The sequence below is a fragment of the Achromobacter sp. 46006 genome (assembly GCF_059761975.1).
In genome coordinates this window covers 169,082-185,530 of the sequence record NZ_JCBANN010000005.1, presented here as the reverse complement: position 1 = coordinate 185,530, position 16,449 = coordinate 169,082, and the positions used below count along the sequence as shown (strand labels likewise).

The window sequence follows — 16,449 nt, the reverse complement described above, 5'->3', positions numbered from 1 at the left end:
GAACGCCGCCCTCGGGCGGCGTTCTGCATTGGCGCGGCGGATTCGCCGTCGCCCGGGGCGGGAGGCGGCGCGCCTGGATCAGGCGCCCGCCTCGATGTGCGCGGCGACGGCCCGCCCGATGTCCTCGGTACGCGCCTTGCCGCCCAGGTCGGGCGTGCGCGGACCGTCTTTCAGGCAGTGCTCGATGGCGGCGAGGATGGCGTCGTGGGCTTCCTGGCTGCCCAGGAATTGCAGCATCAGCGCGCCCGACCAGATCATGGCGATAGGATTGGCGATGCCTTTGCCGTAGATGTCCGGCGCCGAGCCGTGCACCGGCTCGAACAGCGAGGGGAAGGCGCGTTCCGGATTCAGGTTGGCCGAGGGCGCGATGCCGATGGTGCCGGTGCAGGCCGGGCCCAGGTCCGACAGGATGTCGCCGAACAGATTGGAGGCCACCACCACGTCGAAGCGCTGCGGTTGCAGCACGAAGCGCGCGGCCAGGATGTCGATGTGCTGCTTGTCGGTCTTGACGTCCGGATACTGCTGGCCGACGGCGTCGGCGCGCTCGTCCCACCAGGGCATGCTGATGGCGATACCGTTGCTCTTGGTGGCGACGGTAAGCTGCTTGCGCTGGCGGCGATTGGCCAGCTCGAAGGCGTAGCGCATGACGCGGTCGGTGCCATGGCGGGTGAAAACCGATTCCTGGATCACGATCTCGCGCTCGGTACCGGAAAACAGGCGCCCGCCCAGGTTGGTGTACTCGCCCTCGGTGTTCTCGCGCACGATGAAGAAATCGATGTCGCCGGGGCGCTGGCCGGCCAGCGGGCAGGGCACGCCCTCGAACAGCCGCACCGGGCGCAGGTTGATGTACTGGTCGAATTCGCGGCGGAATTTCAGCAGCGAGCCCCACAGCGAGACGTGGTCCGGCACCGTGGCGGGCCAGCCGACCGCGCCGAAGTAGATGGCGTCGTAGCCCTGCAATTGTTCCTTCCAGTCGGGCGGCATCATCTCGCCGTGCTGCGCGTAGTACTCGCAGTTGGCCCAGGGAAAGGTGTCGATCTGCAGCGCCAGGCCGAAGCGGCGGGCGGCGGCCTGGACGGCGCGCAGACCTTCGGGCAGGACTTCATTGCCGATGCCGTCGCCGGCGATGGCTGCGATTTTGTGGACGTGGGACATGGGGAACCTGGAAAAGGGAAGGGGAAGGGCGTTCCGCGCCGCGCCATGGGGCGCGTTGCTGGCGATGGCAGCCATGGTAGGCGTCCCTACAGTCCATCTACAATGGGCCGTCGCGTGAAATGACCCTGCACGAATCGTGAATAATGACCTGCTCCCCGCCGACCTGCGCGTTTTCAACGCGGTGGTGCGCGCCTCCAGCTTTTCGCGCGCAGCCGAAGACCTGGGCATGTCGGCCGCCTACGTCACCAAGCGCATCCGGCTGCTCGAGGCCAGTCTCGGCACGCCGCTGTTCCATCGCACCACGCGGCGCGTGGTCGTCAGCGAAGCGGGCGAGCGCGTCTATCACTGGGCCCAGCGCATCCTCGACGACGTCGAGCACCTGGTTGAAGAAGTCGGCGTCACGCGCCGCGAACCGCGCGGGCTGCTGCGCATCTGCAGCAGTTTCGGTTTCGGGCGGCGGGTGGTGGCGCCGGCGCTGTCGGCGTTCGTGTCGCGCCACCCGGCGGTACAGGTGCGCTTCGAGGTGTTCGACCGCCTGATCGACGTGGCCGCCGAAGGCTACGACCTGGACGTGCGCGTGGGCGACGGCATCGCGCCGCACCTGATCGCGCGCAAACTGGCGGCCAACCACCGCCTGCTGTGCGCCGCGCCGTCATATCTGGCCGAACGCGGCGTGCCGCGCAAGCTCGACGACCTGGCGGCGCACGATTGCCTGGTGATCAAGGAACGCGATCATCCCTTCGGCGTGTGGCGCATGCGGCGTGGCGAACGCGAGCATACCGTCAAGGTGCGCGGACCGCTGTCGGCCAACAATGGCGAGATGGCAGTGCAGTGGGCGGTGGACGGCCGCGGCATCATTCTGCGCTCGGCTTGGGACGTGGGGCCGCTGATCGCCGCCGGCAAGCTGGTGCCGGTGCTGCCGCAATACCGCCAGGAGGCCAATATCTGGGCGGTGTATCCGGCGCGGCTGAACGCCTCGGCCAAGGTACGCGTGTGTGTGGATTTCCTGGAGGCGCATCTGAGCCAGCTTGACGCGAACGACTGACGCGATCGGGTCGCGCGGCTCACGGCCTGGCGACAGGCCGGCGTACTCGGCTTGCGTCAGGTCAAGCCGACGGTGCGGGATGGGCTGGCGCGCCGACGCCGTTGACACATCGCAAGCTGTCCGCGGGCCGGCTCCGCTGTAATGACCTTGTGAACGACAAGGTTATTCAACAGGAGAAAGCCATGAGAAAGAAGCACGCGATGCTCGCGGCGGGTGTCGTCATTGCGCTATGGGCGGGCCAGGCGTCGGGTGCGCCCCGCCAGGAACCGATCCAGCCGATCGAGGCGGCGGTGGTCAAGGACCCGGCCAAGGTGGAACTGGGCAAGAAGCTGTTCTTCGACCCGCGCCTGTCGCGCTCGGGCGCGATCTCCTGTAATTCCTGCCACAACCTGGGCATGGGCGGCTCGGACAACCTGAAGGCGTCGATCGGCCACAAGTGGCAGCAGGGCTCGATCAACTCGCCCACGGTGCTCAATTCCAGCCTGAACATCGCCCAGTTCTGGGACGGCCGCGCCAAGGACCTGCGCGAACAGGCCGGCGGCCCGATCGCCAATCCGATGGAAATGGCCTCCACCCATGAACTGGCGGTGCAGGTGCTCAATTCCATTCCGGGCTACCGCGCCGAGTTCAAGCAGGTGTTCGGCAACGACGGCATCACCATTGACGAGGTGACGGGCGCGCTGGCCGCCTTCGAGGAAACGCTGGTGACGCCGAACTCGCGCTTCGACCAGTGGCTCAAGGGCGACGACAAGGCGCTGACCGTCCAGGAACTGGCCGGCTACACGTTGTTCAAGAACAGCGGCTGCGTGGCGTGCCACAACGGCGTGGCGGTGGGCGGCAACTCGTTCCAGAAGATGGGGCTGGTGGCGCCGTACCAGACCGACAACAAGGCCGAGGGCCGCGCCGCCGTCACCGGCAAGGACGCCGACCGCTTCAACTTCAAGGTGCCGACGCTGCGCAACGTGGCGCTGACCTATCCGTACTTTCATGACGGCGAGGCCGCCACGCTGACGCAGGCGGTGGACGTGATGGGCCGCCTGCAATTGGGCCGCACCTTCACGCCCGAGGAAAACGCGCAGATCGTGGCGTTCCTGAAGACCCTGACGGGTGACCAGCCGGCGATCCAGTATCCACTGCTGCCGCCGTCGGCGGACGACACGCCGCGGCCGGCGCCGTTCGTGAAGTAGGGCGGCGCCGCTGGGGGCGCTGCCTGTAACGGGCGTCGTTCGCCTCGGCGCGGACGACGCCCTTTCTACTGGCGCACCGTGCGCACGTCGGCCGGCGGCGCCGTCTCGAAATTGCTGCGCCACGGGTTGATGTCCAGCCCGCCGCGCCGCGTGTAGCGCGCATAGACCGTCAGTTGCTCGGGCGCGCAGGCCTGCATGATGTCGGTGAAGATGCGTTCCACGCAGTGCTCGTGGAATTCGGCGTGCTGGCGGAACGAGATCACGTAGCGCAGCAGCGACTCGCGGTCTATCGGCTTGCCGCGGTAGCGGATCTGCACGCTGGCCCAATCGGGCTGGCCGGTCACCGGGCAGTTGGATTTGAGCAGGCGCGAGCACAGGGTTTCCTCGACCACGTCGCCCGGGCGGTTGCGCAGCAGTTGCGGCGCCGGCTCGTAGGTGTCGATCTCGATGTCGAGCTTGTCTATATAGATACCGTCCAGTTCGCCCATCCGCAGTTCGCCGAAGCGCTGCGGCAGGATGAAGTCCAGCCCCACGGGCGCGCCGGCGGCGGCGCTCAGGTCGCGCTCCAGGCGGCCGCGCAGGGCGGCCGAGTTGACCAGCCGGGTCTGGTTGAACGAGTTCAGGTACAGCTTGAACGACTTGGACTCGATGATGTTGGGGCTGTCGGCCGGCACCGAGAACGTGGCCATCGCCACCCGCGGCTTGCCCTTGGCGTCGAGCCAGGACAACTCATAGGCGTTCCACAGGTCCACCCCGGTGAACGGCAGCGGGCCGCTCGCCAGGTTGAGCGCCTCGCGGTTGTGGGCGCGGGCGATGGGGAACAGCAGCGAGGGGTCGTATTGCGAGACGTAGGTCACGCTCTGGCCCAGCGGGCCGTGAGACAGCGTCATGGAAAGGTCGTCGGAAAACGTGGAGATGACCGCATTGTAGGCGGTCACGAATGCTTCATTTTTCGCATCATGAAACGCCGCTCCCGGCATGTGAAAGTTCGTGCTGCGCCGCCGCGCAAGGCCATTTCACGGATGACAATCGCGTTCCGCAATGCGGAATGATCTAAATAAGCATTTGATTTATATAAATAATATTTTTCCTCTTGTATAAGAGGCGCGGCCACATTGCTCCGCAGCACAGGCATAGACTTTCTCCAACGATTCACGCAATGCAACCCCGAAGTTTTCTTGCCTTTTCAGCCATAGACCAAGGAGCATGACCATGAGCAACCGCGAAACCGAAATCCGCAATCTGCAGAAAGACTGGGCCGAGAACAGCCGCTGGCAGGGCATCAAGCGCGACTACAGCGCCGAGGATGTCATCCGCCTGCGCGGCTCGATCGCCGTCGAGCACACCCTGGCCCGTCGCGGCGCGACCCGCCTGTGGCAGCAACTGCACAGCGAGCCTTTCGTGAATTCGCTGGGCGCCCTGACCGGCAACCAGGCCATGCAGCAGGTCAAGGCCGGCCTCAAGGCCATCTACCTGTCGGGCTGGCAAGTGGCCGGCGACGCCAACCTGGCCGGCGAGATGTACCCCGACCAGTCGCTGTACCCCGCCAACTCCGTGCCGCAGGTCGTGCGCCGCATCAACAATTCGCTGACCCGCTGTGACCAGATCCAGTGGATGGAAGGCAAGAACCCTGGCGACGAGGGCTACATCGACTTCTTCGCGCCGATCGTGGCCGATGCCGAAGCCGGTTTCGGCGGCGTGCTGAACGCCTTCGAGCTGATGAAGGCCATGATCGAGGCCGGCGCCTCGGGCGTGCACTTCGAGGACCAACTGGCCTCAGTGAAGAAATGCGGCCACATGGGCGGCAAGGTGCTGGTGCCGACCCGCGAGGCCGTGGCCAAGCTGGTCTCGGCGCGCCTGGCGGCCGACGTGATGGGCACGCCCACCGTGCTGCTGGCCCGCACCGACGCCGACGCCGCCGACCTGGTGACCAGCGACGTCGACGAGAATGACCGCCCGTTCATCACCGGCGAGCGCACCGTGGAAGGCTTCTTCCGCACCCGCGCCGGCATCGACCAGGCGATCTCGCGCGGCCTGGCCTACGCGCCGTACGCCGACCTGATCTGGTGCGAAACCTCCACGCCAAACCTGGAATACGCCCGCAAGTTCGCCGACGCGATCCATCGCCAGTTCCCGGGCAAGCTGCTGGCGTACAACTGCTCGCCGTCGTTCAACTGGAAGAAGAACCTGGACGACGCCACCATCGCCAAGTTCCAGCGCGAGCTGGGCGCCATGGGCTACAAGTTCCAGTTCATCACGCTGGCCGGCTTCCATGCGCTGAACTACGGCATGTTCGAGCTGGCCCACGGCTATGCCCGCAACCAGATGAGCGCCTTCGTCGAACTGCAGCAGAAGGAGTTCGCCGCCGCCGAGCTGGGCTTCACCGCGGTCAAGCATCAGCGCGAAGTGGGCACCGGCTATTTCGACGCCGTGACCCAGACCATCGAGGGCGGCCAGTCCTCGACCACCGCGCTGACCGGCTCGACCGAAGAGGCGCAGTTCGAGCACGGCAAGGAGCAGAAGGCCGCCTGAGCCGGACGGGATTGATTGCGCAGTTGCAGTTGTAGTGCTGTTGTAGGGTGGATTCAGGGTGCCTTCGGGCACCCTCTTTTTTTGGGCGGGCGCCGTCGCGCGATGGGAGCGGCGTCCTACGGCCCGGCTGCTGCCGCGTTACCCGCTTCTTCCTTTAGCCATTCGGTGAACGCCTGGATAGGGAGCGGGCTCAGGGTGAACGGTTCGGGGAGGACCAGACAGAAGGTCTTGGAGACGGTTTTTGCCTGGGGCCATGGCGCTACCAGCCGGCCCATGGCGATTTCGGTTTCCACGTAGAGCCGCGGCACCAGCGCCACGCCCAGTCCGGCCAATGCCGCTTCGATCAGCATGGCATGCAGGTCATAGCGCACGCCCAGCGCCGCGTTGGCCAGGGGGATGCCGGTTTCCCGCGCATACCGCTGCCAGGCGTCCGGATTCTGCCGCCGGTGCAGTCGCGGCAGGGCGTCCAGGGCCATCGGGCCGGCGTCGCCTTCCACCAGCGCGGGATGGCACACGGGGATCAGCACTTCGTCGAGCAAATGCTGCGTATGCATTCCAGTCCAGGCCGGATGCGCGAAATGGATGGCGGCGTCGAACCCGCTGCCGGCCAGGGCGAACGGCTCCAGGCGCTCGGCCAGATGCACGGCGATGTTCGGGTGCTGCCGCTGGAATCGCGGCAGGCGCGGAATCAACCAACGCATGGCGAAGGTGGGCACCGTGGCGATGTCAAGGTTGGCGCTGTCCTGCCGTTGCCCGATCAGGTATTGGCTGTCCCGATCCAGGCGGTCGAGCAGTTCGCGCACCTGGGTTGCGTAGCGCGCGCCGTTGGGCAGCAGCCGGACGCGGTTACCGATCCGCTCGAACAATGGAACGCCGAGAAAGGCTTCCAGCCGGCCGATCTGGCGGCTGATGGCGCCTTCGGTGACGGCCAGTTCGTCGGCCGCGCGGGCGAAGCTGCCATGGCGGGCGGCCGCCTCGAAGGCCATTAAGGAAGTATTGCTGGGAATCCTGCGGCGCATGGGGCGAGTTCCGGTTTGCCTTGATTTTTGCTCAATGAAGCATACCGAAAAATCGTTTTATGGCGTCTTTTTCAGGCCATACCATGATGAAACCTCAACCAAGGCGCCGGGCACGAAAGATGGCCGGCCGCGAGCGAACCCATGATCTACACCGTCGAATGCAGTTTCTCGGACCCCGCCAGCGAAGGGGCCTGGAATGATTTCTACAGCCTGAAAAAGCTGCCCGCGCTCATTTCCGTAAGCGGTTTCCAGACCTCGCAGCGCTTTCAGGCGCTGAGCGCGGGTTGCCCGACCTACCTCGCCGTGCATTCGATCGACGGGCTCGAGGTGTTGCTCGGCGAGGAATATCGGCAGAAGGGCGGCGGCAACTTCGCCCGCTGGCAGCCGCACATCACGGACTGGCACCGCAATCTCTATGCCGGCCTGGCGCGGGCCCCCGCCATTGCCGCGGACGAAACCCTGCTGGTCAGTGACGTCGGCGCCGAGCCGCTGGTCGCGCTGGGCCTGACGCCCGCCGCCATGCACGCCGTGGCGCTGGACAAATCGCCCGGGCACCGGTGGCTGGCGAAGTGCCCGCGCGGCGCGGATGGCCAAGCCCCCGCACTGCCGTCCGGCGTGCACCGCTATGCGCCGATGACGGCGCAGTTGGCGAATGCGCGCGGGGCCGGCCGCGATGCGTCGAAGTAGCGCCGCCATGCCCAACGTGACATTTTTCTTCGCGGCGCCATGCATGCCGGCCGACCGCGATCTGGCGGAGTTGGCCGAGGCATGCACAGGGCTGTGCGTTGACGTGCTCGGCGCGGCGCTGGAGAACGTGCACATCATCAACCTGGCGGTTCACCCCGGGCGCGGGCTTCCGGCATTCGCGGAAGTCCAATTCCGGCTCGAACCGTTCCGTCCACCCGCCGTGATGGAGGCCTTCATGGCGGGGTTGGATGAGGCCATCCTGCGCATCACGGGGCTGACCGCGCGCATCCGCTGCTTCGGCCATGCGGCAGGAGCCATCCATGCGCGCCATTGAGCATTCTGGAGGATCGCCATGCAACCCATGACCTTGCCAAGCCTGCGGATCGGTGAGTTCTCGATCACCGCCATCAGTGACGGATACCTGTCCGCCGCCCTTGAATCGCTCTCCAACATCGACCCGGAGGATGCCGCCAAGCTGCAGCGCGACGCGGGCGTCTCCGACCCCGGCGCCATCCATATCAATGGCTATCTGGTCCGGGGCAGGGGCCGCACGCTGCTGATCGATGCGGGCGCGGGCGGATTCAAGCAATGGGGCGGCAAGCTCCTGGCCAACCTGGCGTTGGCCGGCGTGCAACCCGGCGACGTCGATACGGTGCTGCTGACCCACGCGCATCCCGATCACATTGGCGGATTGCTGGATGCCGCGGGGCGGGAAGTCTTTGCGCGGGCCGAGCTGGTTGTACATGCGCGGGAGGTGGCGTTCTGGCAAGACGATGGCAATCTCGCGCGGGCCAGCGAGCGCGCACGCGGCAACTTCCAGTTCGCCCGCGAGGTGTTCGGCGCGTATCGAACCAGGATGCGCACGTTCACGGGCCGCGAGGTCCTGCCCGGCATCGACGCGGTGCCCCTGCCGGGGCATACCGCCGGGCATTCCGGCTTCCGTATCGAGTCCGACGGACGGAGTGTGCTGGTCTGGGGGGACATCGTGCATTTTCCGCAGATCCAGATCGCGCGCCCCGATGTGTCGATCGCCTTCGACCAGGATCCGACCCTGGCCGCCAACACGCGCTCGGCGCTGCTGGACATCGTCAGCGCGGATGGGCTCCTGGTTGCCGGCATGCATCTCGGCGAACCCGGCTTTGCCCGTATCGCGCGCCAGGGCGACGGCTACCGCATCGCCTACGAGACCTGAATGGGACGGCCCGGGTTGTCTCAGGCGGGGCGGCCGTTCGAGGCCAGGTAGGCACTGGGCGCCTGGCCCAGCGCGCGCCGGAACGCGCTGGTGAAGGCGCTCGCGCTGGCGTAGCCCAGGTCCAGCGCGACGCGGGTCACGGGCTGGCCCTGGCTCAGGCGCTCGATCGCGGCCAGCAGGCACGCCTGCTGGCGCCAGGCGCCGAAGCTGATGCCGGCTTCGGCGCGGAACTGGCGGGTGAAGGTGCGCCGGCTCATGCCGGCCGCGGCCGCCATCGTGTCCAGGTCCGTCGTGATCGACCGCGCCGCCCATAGCGCGCGGCAGGCGCGCGCCAGGCGCGGGTCGGCGGGCAGCGGCGCGTGCAGCGACAGCGCCGGCATGGCGGCGATTTCGGCCGCCAGCAGCGCCATCAGCTTGCCGGCGCGGCCGTCCAGGTCGTAGAGCGCGGGCAGGTCGATGGCTTCATCGAGCAGGTGGCGCAGCAGCGGCGAGACGGCGTGGACCCGGCATTCGGCGGGCAGGCCCAGGGCCTGCGCGGCGCGCGCGGTGAGAAAGGTGTTGAGCATGGTCACCGCGCCGCTCATGGTCATCTGGTGATCCATGCCCGCCGGCACCCAGCAGGCGCGTTGCGGCGGCACCAGCCAGCGGCCCGTCGGCGTGGCCACGCTGATGGCGCCGCGCGCGGCGTAGGCGAACTGGCCGCGGCGGTGGGCGTGCAGCGGGAAGGTCAGGCCGGCCGGGTAGTCGCAGGCCGTCACCACCACGTCGCGCGGAATGTCCTCGTAGGGATCGACCAGGGTATTGCGCATGGCCTGGATTCTACAGTGAATGACCCGATATCGAAGGCGGGCCGCCGGCGCCCGGCCTACGATGCCGCCATTGTCCATCGCGTTCGCTGCCCTGCGGCGGCGCATCGCCACACTCCAGGAGCCGACATGGCCAACACTTTCCATCGCGTGGGCCACGGCCCGCATCCCGTCATCGTGCTGCACGGCTGGTTCGGCGACGCGCACGCCTTCGAGCCGATCGAACCCTGGCTGTCGGGCGCGGACTTCAGCTACGTCTTCATGGACTACCGCGGCTATGGCGGCATGCGCGAGGCGGCCGGCGAACATTCGATCGACGAGATCGCCGCCGACGCGCTGGCGCTGGCCGACGCGTTGGGGTTCGAGCGCTTCAGCCTGGTGGGCCATTCGATGGGCGGCATGGCGATCGAGCGGGTCGCGGCGCTGGCGCCCGAGCGGGTGCGCGCGCTGGTGGCGGTGGCCCCCGTGCCGTGCGGCGGCGTGGCCATGGCGCCGGCCACGCGCGCGCTGTTCGACGGCGCGGCCGCGGACCTGGCCGCGCGCCGCGCCATCATCGACCGCAGCACCGGCGGGCGCCTGCCGGCGGCATGGGTGGCGTGGAAGGCCGACTATTCCGCCGCGCATTCGTCGGCGGCCGCGTTCGCCGCGTACCTGCCCGCCTGGGTCGGCACCGATTTCAGCGACCGCATCGACGGCCGCCATCCGGTGCTGGCCCTGGTGGGCGAGCACGATCCGGTGTTCACGCCGGCGCTGATGGCCGCGACCTATGCGCGGCGCTATCCGCGCACGACAGTCGAGGTGCTGGCCAATGCCGGGCACTATCCGATGAATGAAACGCCGCTGGCGCTGGCGGCGGCCATTGAGCGCTTCCTGCGGACCTCCGCCGGGGACTGAGCGCGGCGCACGCGGCGTTGCGGTCAGCCCGTTGCCGTCAACCGGCGGCGCGCATCGCCGCCAGGCATTTCGCCAGCGGCGGCACGGCGCGCGCCAGCGCCTCGACGGCGGCCGCGTCCACCCGCTCCAGCGGCGGGATCTCGGCCAGCACCCGCACGTTGCCGAAACGCTCGATGGCCTCGCGGTTGCCGGCCGACAGCGGGCCGCTCATGATCACGCCCAGCACCGGGATGGCGCGGCGGCGCAGCGCCTCCAGGCTGAGCAGGGTGTGATTGATGGTGCCCAGGCCGCTGCGCGCGGCCAGCACCACCGGCATGCCCAGGCGCGCGATCAGGTCGATCATCATGTGGCTGTCGTCGATCGGCACGTACAGGCCGCCGGCCCCTTCGACAATCAGGGGCGCGGTCGTGGCGGGCGGCACGATGGCGGTGGCGTCGATCACCGCGTCTTCCAGCGGCGCGGCGGCCCACGGCGACAGCGGCGCCTGCAGCACGTAGGCCGGCAGGTGCAGGCGCTCGGGCGGCAGTTGCGCCAGGCGCGCGACAGTCTCGGTGTCACCCGGTTCCTCGGCCACGCCGGTCTGCACCGGCTTCCAGTAGTCGGCCTGCCAGGCGCGCGCCAGGATGGCCGAGACCAGGGTCTTGCCGATGCCGGTGTCGGTGCCGGTGACGAATACGCCGTGGGCGCGGGAGTCAGTCATGTTTCTTCCAGATTCCATAGGCCAGGTGATAGGTCACCGTGGCGCCTTGTTGGTCGAACTGCGCCAGCACCCGCCGCAATGCGGCCGGGCCCAGCGGCGCCGTGCCGGGCGCGGGCGTGGTGGCGCCGATGCCCTTGAGCGCCTTGAGGAAATGCAGGCCGTCAGGATGATCTTGTATCAGCCGTTCACTGTGCACGCCACCGGCCAGATCGGCCATGGCCGGACGGATGGCGCCGCTCGGCGGATAGCGTGGCGTGGCGGCGGCCAGGCCGACGGCGTCATGAGCGGCGCGCCATTCCTCGAACGTGCCTTCGGCCAGCGTCGCCACCGCCAGGTGACCGCCGGGCGCGAGCAGGCCGGCCAGGCGGCCCAGGCCGCCGTTCAGGTCGGCGAACCACTGCACCGCCAGGCTGGAGCAGATCAGGTCATACCCGCCCGGCAGGTCCCGGGGATGCTCGCCGTCCAGCACCTGGTAGCGGGCGGTGCCGGGCAGCGGCGGACCTTGTCGCGCCCGCGCCAGCATGGCGGGCGAGATGTCGGTGACGGTCCAGTCGGCCGGCCCCAGCCGGGCGGCCAGCGCCTGCGTCAGCAGGCCGGTGCCGCAGCCGATCTCCAGGATGCGCGGACGCGGCGGCAGCGGCAGCCGGCCGATCGCGTCGGCCAGCCGCCCGGCGGTGATGCGCTGGGCGGGGGCATGGTCGTCATAGCGCGACGCGGCGGCACCGAAGCGCGCGCCGACCCGGGCATTGCGCAGGTGGGCGCTCATGCGGCGGGCGCCACGCGGGCCAGGAAGGCGCGGATGCGCCGCGCGCACCAGTCGGTGTCGGTCAGCGGCAGCAGATGGCCGCCGTGCTCGCGCCAGTGGATGTCGATGGCGGCGCCGAAGCCCGCCGTCGTCATCGGCCCGGTTGCGATCGGGTCGGCCGCGCCCGCCAGCGCCAGCAGCGGCATCGGCTGCGCCGCCAGCGCGGCGCGCTGGTCGGCGTCGCGCAGGAGCCGCAGGTCGCGCGCCAGCGGTTCGACCTGGGGGGCACCGATGGCGCTGGTGTCGCCGCAGCGCTGGCGGAAATCGCGCAGCACGGTTTCGGGCTGCGCCGCCAAGCGGTTCAACATGCGGTCCAGCATGCGCGCCGGCACGCCGTCGGGGAAGTCGTCGGCCGCGCCGAAGCGGGCGAAGCCGTTGATCGCCACCAGGCCCAGGCAGCCGGGCGGCGGTTCGCCCAGCAGCCGCAGCGCGCCCAGCGAGTGGCCGATGGCCAGCACCGGGCCGGCGGGCGCGGGCGTATGGGCCGGACCGAAATAGCCGGCGTCGGCAATGGCCTGCGGCCAGTCCGCCAAGGCGTTGGCCAGCGGCGTCCAGAACGAGGCATCGAAGGCCCAGCCGTGCACGAACAGCAGGGTGGGGCGGACGGGGGCTGCGGTGGCCGGCATCAGGCGAGCGCGGCCTTCAGGCCGTCTATCAGTTGGTCGATATCGGCGTCGCGGTGGGCCGCGCTCAGCGCGATGCGCAGGCGGCTGGTGCCGGCCGGCACGGTAGGCGGGCGGATCGCCACGGCCAGCAGGCCGCGTTGTTCCAGCGCCGCCGCCAGCGCCAGGGCGCGGGCCTCGTTGCCGACGATGGCCGGCACGATCTGGGTGGACGAGTCGCCGCTGTCCACGCCCAGGCCGCGGAGCGCGGCGCGCAGGCGTTCGCCCGAGGCGGCCAGCCGGGTGCGTTCGGCGTCCAGCGTCGGCACCAGGTCGAGCGCGGCGTCCATCGCGCCCAGCACGGAAGGCGGCAGGGCGGTGGTGTAGATGAAACCCGAACAGGCGTTGACCAGGTAGTCGCAGAGCGCGCGCGAGCCGGCCACGTAGGCGCCGAAGCCGCCCAGCGCCTTGCTGAAGGTGCCCATGGCCAGATCGATGCCGCCCGGCGCCAGCCCGGCCAGCCCCATGCCGCCTGGTCCCAGCACGCCGGTGGCGTGGGCCTCGTCCAGGTAGACGAAGGCCTGGTAGCGACCGGCCAGCGCCGCCAGCCGCGCCACGTCGCTGCGGTCGCCGTCCATGCTGAAGACGCTTTCGGTGATGATGAAGCGCGCGGCGGGCGGCGCTGACGGATCGGCGCGCGCCGCCAGCAAGGCTTCCAGGTGGTCCAGGTCATTGTGGCGGAAGCGGATCTGCCGCACGCCGGCCGCCTGGCAGCCGTGGTGCAGGCTGGCGTGGTTGAGCTTGTCGGCATAGACCTGTACCTCGCCCAGGCCAGCGGCCGCGCGCAGCAGCGCGGGCAGCACGGCGGCGTTGGCCTGCCAGCCGGAGGCCAGCAGCAGCGCGGCCTCGGTGCCCTTCAGGCGCGCCAGCTTGGCCTCGACCTGCTCGTGCAGGTCGAGATTGCCGCACACCAGGCGCGAGGCTTGCGCGCCGGCGCCGTGGCGCGCCGCCCATTCGCGCGAACGCTCGATCAGCAGCGGATGCCTGGACAGGCCCAGGTAGTCGTTGCTGGAGAAGTTCAGGGCGGGCACGCCATCGAGCGCGATGCGGCCGGCGGGCGCGGCGGTGGCGGTGCGCAGGCGGCGGCGGACGCGGCGCGCGTCGGCCTCGGCCAGGGCGGAAGTAAAGAGGGGATCCAGCTTGGACATGGCGGTTTCCTGCGGCGGCCGGCGGCGGGGCTTCGCGCCTTGGGGCCGGGGCCGTTAACAACGCCGTCAGGCCCCCGGCCGTAGAATGCGGGCCATTGTAGTGGAGGTGAAACATGCAGACCCCTGACTGGATGGCCCGGGGCCAGCCGCACATCTGGCAGCCCTATGCCCAGATGAAGACGGCCACGCCGCCGCTGCCGGTGGTGCGCAGCCAAGGCAGCCGGCTGGAACTGGCCGACGGCCGCCAACTGATCGATGGCGTGGCGTCCTGGTGGACCGCCTGCCACGGTTACAACCACCCGCACATCGCCCAGGCGCTGCGGGCGCAGTTGGACGCCATGCCGCACGTCATGTTCGGCGGCCTGACCCACGAGCCGGCGCTGACCCTGGCGCGGCGCCTGGCGGCTCTGCTGGGGCCGGGGCTGGACCGCGTGTTCTATACGGATTCCGGCTCGGTGGCGGTGGAAGTCGCCATGAAGATGGCAGTGCAGTTCTGGCTCAACCAAGGCGAGCGTGGCCGCAGCCGCTTCGTCGCGTTCCGCGGCGGCTACCACGGCGACACCTTCGGCACCATGGCCGTATGCGATCCGGACGAGGGCATGCACAGCCTGTTCCGCGGCATGCTGGCCGAGCACGACATTGTCGACCTGCCACGCGACGACGAGTCCATGACCCGGCTCGACGCCTTCCTGGAGAGCCGCGGGCCGCAACTGGCCGGCATCCTGGTCGAGCCGCTGGTGCAGGGCGCCGGCGGTATGCTGCTGCACGACGCCGAAGTGCTGCGGCGCCTGCGCCACCTGGCTGACCGCCACGGCCTGCTGCTGATCTTCGACGAGATCTTCACCGGCTTTGGCCGCACCGGCACAATGTTCGCATTCGAGCAGGCCGGCGTGCGGCCCGATATCATCACCCTGTCCAAGGCCCTGACCGGCGGCACCCTGCCGCTGGCCGCCACGGTGGCCAGCGGCAGGGTGTTCGACGCCTTCTGGTCGGACGAACCCGCGCACGCCCTGATGCACGGCCCCACCTTCATGGGCAATGCGCTGGCCTGCGCCGCCGCCAACGCCTCGCTCGACCTCTTCGAGACCGAGCCGCGCCTGGCCCACGCGCGGGCCATGTCGAGCGCCCTGGCGGCGGGGTTGGCGCCTTGCCGCCAACTGCCCTGGGTGCGCGATGTGCGGGTGCTGGGCGCCATCGGCGTGGTCGAGCTGGACGGTATCCGCGACCGCGAGGCGCTGAAACGGCGCCTGGTCGAAGCGGGCGTCTGGGTGCGGCCGTTCGGCAATGTGGTGTATTTGACGCCGGCGCTGACCATCGCGCCGGACGAACTGGACAGCCTGATGGGAGCGGTGGTGGCCGTGCTGCGCGCGCAGCGGCCCTGATAAGGGGGCCGGGCAAGGCGTCCGGAGCGTCTTGATCCAGGTCAAGGCGGGCGCGCCTGGCGCTGGGTAGCATCGGCCCATGCGAGCCAAATCCATCTTCGCCGTCCCTCCGTCCCTGCCCGACGCCGACCGCCAGCAGCGCCGGCATGCGCTGGTGCGCCTGTCGCTGGCCTGGCTGGCGATGATGCAGGTGATGATGTTCGCCTGGCCGGGCTATCTGCGCCACGAGGGCATTCCCAGGGACGCCCTGGAAACGCTGGACTGGGCCATCGTGCTGATGAACTGGGCCAGCCTGGCCCTGACCGTGCCGGTGGTGCTGTATTCGGCCTGGCCGATCTGGCGCCACGCCGGCGCCAACCTGCGCCACGGCCGCGCCGGCATGGACGTGCCGGTGGCGCTGGGCATCGTCGCCGCCTTCATTCCCAGCGTGCATGCCACCTACACCGGCCACGGCGAGGTCTATTTCGATTCTGTCACCATGTTCGTGGCCTTCCTGTTGACGGCGCGCTACCTGGAACTGTGCGCGCGCCAGTCGTTCGGCGGCAGCGCCGGCGGCCAGCGCCATGCCCGGGTCGAGGCGCAACGCCAACTGCTGGGCGCCGGCGCCGACCGGCTGGCCTCGCGCTTCGTCATGGCGCAGGTGGCGCTGGCGCTGGGCGCGGCGGCGGTCTGGGCCTGGATCGACCCGGCCCACAGTATCCCGGTGATGGTGGCGTTGCTGGTCATGAGCTGTCCCTGTGCCATGTCGATGGCGGTGCCCACCGCCATGGCGTCTGCCCATGCGGCGCTGGCGGCGCATCCGTCCATGCCCGACGCGGCGCTGGACGCCTTGCTGGCCGAGGCGCAACGCAAGGCGCGCCAGAACCTGCATGGCTCGCTGGCCTGGCACCTGCTGATGACACCGCTGGCGCTGGTCGGCTGGGTCACGCCGTGGCTGGCGGCCATCACCATGCTGCTGTCGTCGCTGGCGGTGGCCTATAACTCGTGGCGGCTGTCGCGCCGCGACTGGTCCGGCAGCCCGGCGCCCGACGGCGCGCTGGAAGCCGCGCCATGACCATCCTCTACCTGTTGCTGCCGCTGTCGCTGCTGTTCGTGCTGGCGATCGGCGTGTCGCTGTGGTGGGCCGTGTTCAACGGCCAGTACGACGACACCGACAACGCCGGCGCCGCCATCCTGCGCGACGACGACAGCGGTCCGGCCGCGCGCGATTAGGGCGCCGCCTTCTTCCCCGTTGC

Annotated in this window: 17 protein-coding genes and 1 pseudogene; 10 read left to right on the top strand and 8 right to left on the bottom strand. The window is 69.4% G+C overall.

All coding sequences use genetic code 11. From position 1 onward, the window contains the following. Positions 1-78: 78 nt before the first annotated feature. Positions 79-1,155 carry a tartrate dehydrogenase gene (locus AC6LKG_RS05010; RefSeq protein WP_498163177.1) on the bottom strand — a complete coding sequence of 359 codons (1,077 nt, stop codon included), beginning with the start codon at positions 1,153-1,155 and terminating at the stop codon, positions 79-81. 136 nt (positions 1,156-1,291) lie between these two features. On the opposite strand from AC6LKG_RS05010, the gene AC6LKG_RS05005 reads away from it, so the two are divergent. Continuing rightward, positions 1,292-2,200: a LysR substrate-binding domain-containing protein gene (locus AC6LKG_RS05005; protein WP_498163175.1), complete on the top strand. Its 909-nt coding sequence runs from the start codon at positions 1,292-1,294 to the stop codon at positions 2,198-2,200. Between the two features lie 182 nt (positions 2,201-2,382). Further along, positions 2,383-3,387: a cytochrome-c peroxidase gene (locus tag AC6LKG_RS05000; protein WP_498163174.1), complete on the top strand. Its 1,005-nt coding sequence runs from the start codon at positions 2,383-2,385 to the stop codon at positions 3,385-3,387. A 65-nt stretch (positions 3,388-3,452) separates the two neighbouring features. Here AC6LKG_RS05000 and queF read toward each other — a convergent pair whose 3' ends face one another. Next, positions 3,453-4,277: an NADPH-dependent 7-cyano-7-deazaguanine reductase QueF gene (queF, locus tag AC6LKG_RS04995; RefSeq protein WP_498163189.1), complete on the bottom strand. Its 825-nt coding sequence runs from the start codon at positions 4,275-4,277 to the stop codon at positions 3,453-3,455. Between the two features lie 44 nt (positions 4,278-4,321). Then, the gene (locus AC6LKG_RS04990; RefSeq protein WP_498163172.1) at positions 4,322-4,522 is read right to left on the bottom strand and encodes a hypothetical protein; all 201 of its coding nucleotides are present in this window, start codon (positions 4,520-4,522) and stop codon (positions 4,322-4,324) included. Between the two features lie 77 nt (positions 4,523-4,599). Between AC6LKG_RS04990 and aceA the strand changes: the two genes are divergently transcribed. Continuing rightward, positions 4,600-5,919 (top strand): isocitrate lyase, encoded by a 1,320-nt coding sequence (gene aceA / locus AC6LKG_RS04985; RefSeq protein ID WP_498163171.1) that lies wholly within the window; start codon positions 4,600-4,602, stop codon positions 5,917-5,919. A 116-nt stretch (positions 5,920-6,035) separates the two neighbouring features. Here the strand turns inward: aceA and AC6LKG_RS04980 are convergent, their stop codons facing one another. After that, a complete protein-coding gene (locus AC6LKG_RS04980) occupies positions 6,036-6,938 on the bottom strand; it encodes a LysR substrate-binding domain-containing protein (protein ID WP_498163169.1) in 903 nt (300 codons plus the stop codon). Between the two features lie 141 nt (positions 6,939-7,079). Between AC6LKG_RS04980 and AC6LKG_RS04975 the strand changes: the two genes are divergently transcribed. Genes AC6LKG_RS04975 through AC6LKG_RS04965 form a run of 3 tightly spaced genes read left to right on the top strand, consistent with a single transcriptional unit; the run spans position 7,080 to position 8,817 of the window. Beyond that, on the top strand, positions 7,080-7,625 hold the full coding sequence (locus AC6LKG_RS04975; RefSeq protein ID WP_054503217.1) for a hypothetical protein: 546 nt from the start codon (positions 7,080-7,082) through the stop codon (positions 7,623-7,625). A gap of 43 nt (positions 7,626-7,668) precedes the next feature. Next, on the top strand, positions 7,669-7,959 hold the full coding sequence (locus AC6LKG_RS04970) for a hypothetical protein (protein WP_411801102.1): 291 nt from the start codon (positions 7,669-7,671) through the stop codon (positions 7,957-7,959). 18 nt (positions 7,960-7,977) lie between these two features. Then, complete coding sequence (locus AC6LKG_RS04965) at positions 7,978-8,817, top strand: MBL fold metallo-hydrolase (RefSeq protein WP_498163168.1); 840 nt, start codon at positions 7,978-7,980, stop codon at positions 8,815-8,817. A gap of 20 nt (positions 8,818-8,837) precedes the next feature. On the opposite strand, the gene AC6LKG_RS04960 is transcribed toward AC6LKG_RS04965, so the two are convergent. Further along, the gene (locus tag AC6LKG_RS04960) at positions 8,838-9,626 is read right to left on the bottom strand and encodes an AraC family transcriptional regulator (protein WP_498163167.1); all 789 of its coding nucleotides are present in this window, start codon (positions 9,624-9,626) and stop codon (positions 8,838-8,840) included. A 126-nt stretch (positions 9,627-9,752) separates the two neighbouring features. Between AC6LKG_RS04960 and AC6LKG_RS04955 the strand changes: the two genes are divergently transcribed. Further along, positions 9,753-10,517, top strand: coding sequence for an alpha/beta fold hydrolase (locus AC6LKG_RS04955; RefSeq protein WP_054503213.1), 765 nt, complete (start codon positions 9,753-9,755; stop codon positions 10,515-10,517). 37 nt (positions 10,518-10,554) lie between these two features. On the opposite strand, the pseudogene bioD reads toward AC6LKG_RS04955, so the two are convergent. The 3 genes and pseudogenes from bioD to AC6LKG_RS04940 all read right to left on the bottom strand — a co-directional run bounded on the left by bioD (position 10,555) and on the right by AC6LKG_RS04940 (position 13,832). After that, positions 10,555-11,983: pseudogene (gene bioD, locus AC6LKG_RS04950) on the bottom strand (dethiobiotin synthase). After that, on the bottom strand, positions 11,980-12,648 hold the full coding sequence (locus AC6LKG_RS04945) for an alpha/beta fold hydrolase (protein ID WP_498163165.1): 669 nt from the start codon (positions 12,646-12,648) through the stop codon (positions 11,980-11,982). Before AC6LKG_RS04945 ends, bioD begins: the two are co-directional and overlap by 4 nt. Beyond that, on the bottom strand, positions 12,648-13,832 hold the full coding sequence (locus AC6LKG_RS04940; RefSeq protein WP_498163163.1) for an aminotransferase class I/II-fold pyridoxal phosphate-dependent enzyme: 1,185 nt from the start codon (positions 13,830-13,832) through the stop codon (positions 12,648-12,650). Before AC6LKG_RS04940 ends, AC6LKG_RS04945 begins: the two co-directional genes overlap by 1 nt. 113 nt (positions 13,833-13,945) lie before the next feature. Here AC6LKG_RS04940 and AC6LKG_RS04935 point away from each other — a divergent pair, with 113 nt between their 5' ends. From AC6LKG_RS04935 to ccoS, 3 genes are all read left to right on the top strand, one after another. Beyond that, on the top strand, positions 13,946-15,214 hold the full coding sequence (locus AC6LKG_RS04935; RefSeq protein WP_498163162.1) for an adenosylmethionine--8-amino-7-oxononanoate transaminase: 1,269 nt from the start codon (positions 13,946-13,948) through the stop codon (positions 15,212-15,214). Between the two features lie 79 nt (positions 15,215-15,293). Beyond that, the gene (locus AC6LKG_RS04930; protein WP_498163160.1) at positions 15,294-16,268 is read left to right on the top strand and encodes a hypothetical protein; all 975 of its coding nucleotides are present in this window, start codon (positions 15,294-15,296) and stop codon (positions 16,266-16,268) included. Beyond that, the gene (gene ccoS / locus AC6LKG_RS04925; protein WP_498163158.1) at positions 16,265-16,426 is read left to right on the top strand and encodes a cbb3-type cytochrome oxidase assembly protein CcoS; all 162 of its coding nucleotides are present in this window, start codon (positions 16,265-16,267) and stop codon (positions 16,424-16,426) included. Before AC6LKG_RS04930 ends, ccoS begins: the two co-directional genes overlap by 4 nt. Positions 16,427-16,449: the final 23 nt, after the last annotated feature.

Coding starts and splice junctions, on each gene's coding strand:
- AC6LKG_RS05010 (WP_498163177.1), bottom strand. CDS start 1,155: ATGTCCCACGTCCACAAAATCGCAGCCATCGCCGGCGACGGCATCGGC.
- AC6LKG_RS05000 (WP_498163174.1), top strand. CDS start 2,383: ATGAGAAAGAAGCACGCGATGCTCGCGGCGGGTGTCGTCATTGCGCTA.
- queF (WP_498163189.1), bottom strand. CDS start 4,277: ATGACGCTGTCTCACGGCCCGCTGGGCCAGAGCGTGACCTACGTCTCG.
- AC6LKG_RS04990 (WP_498163172.1), bottom strand. CDS start 4,522: ATGCCTGTGCTGCGGAGCAATGTGGCCGCGCCTCTTATACAAGAGGAA.
- aceA (WP_498163171.1), top strand. CDS start 4,600: ATGAGCAACCGCGAAACCGAAATCCGCAATCTGCAGAAAGACTGGGCC.
- AC6LKG_RS04980 (WP_498163169.1), bottom strand. CDS start 6,938: ATGCGCCGCAGGATTCCCAGCAATACTTCCTTAATGGCCTTCGAGGCG.
- AC6LKG_RS04975 (WP_054503217.1), top strand. CDS start 7,080: ATGATCTACACCGTCGAATGCAGTTTCTCGGACCCCGCCAGCGAAGGG.
- AC6LKG_RS04970 (WP_411801102.1), top strand. CDS start 7,669: ATGCCGGCCGACCGCGATCTGGCGGAGTTGGCCGAGGCATGCACAGGG.
- AC6LKG_RS04965 (WP_498163168.1), top strand. CDS start 7,978: ATGCAACCCATGACCTTGCCAAGCCTGCGGATCGGTGAGTTCTCGATC.
- AC6LKG_RS04960 (WP_498163167.1), bottom strand. CDS start 9,626: ATGCGCAATACCCTGGTCGATCCCTACGAGGACATTCCGCGCGACGTG.
- AC6LKG_RS04955 (WP_054503213.1), top strand. CDS start 9,753: ATGGCCAACACTTTCCATCGCGTGGGCCACGGCCCGCATCCCGTCATC.
- AC6LKG_RS04945 (WP_498163165.1), bottom strand. CDS start 12,648: ATGCCGGCCACCGCAGCCCCCGTCCGCCCCACCCTGCTGTTCGTGCAC.
- AC6LKG_RS04940 (WP_498163163.1), bottom strand. CDS start 13,832: ATGTCCAAGCTGGATCCCCTCTTTACTTCCGCCCTGGCCGAGGCCGAC.
- AC6LKG_RS04935 (WP_498163162.1), top strand. CDS start 13,946: ATGCAGACCCCTGACTGGATGGCCCGGGGCCAGCCGCACATCTGGCAG.
- AC6LKG_RS04930 (WP_498163160.1), top strand. CDS start 15,294: ATGCGAGCCAAATCCATCTTCGCCGTCCCTCCGTCCCTGCCCGACGCC.
- ccoS (WP_498163158.1), top strand. CDS start 16,265: ATGACCATCCTCTACCTGTTGCTGCCGCTGTCGCTGCTGTTCGTGCTG.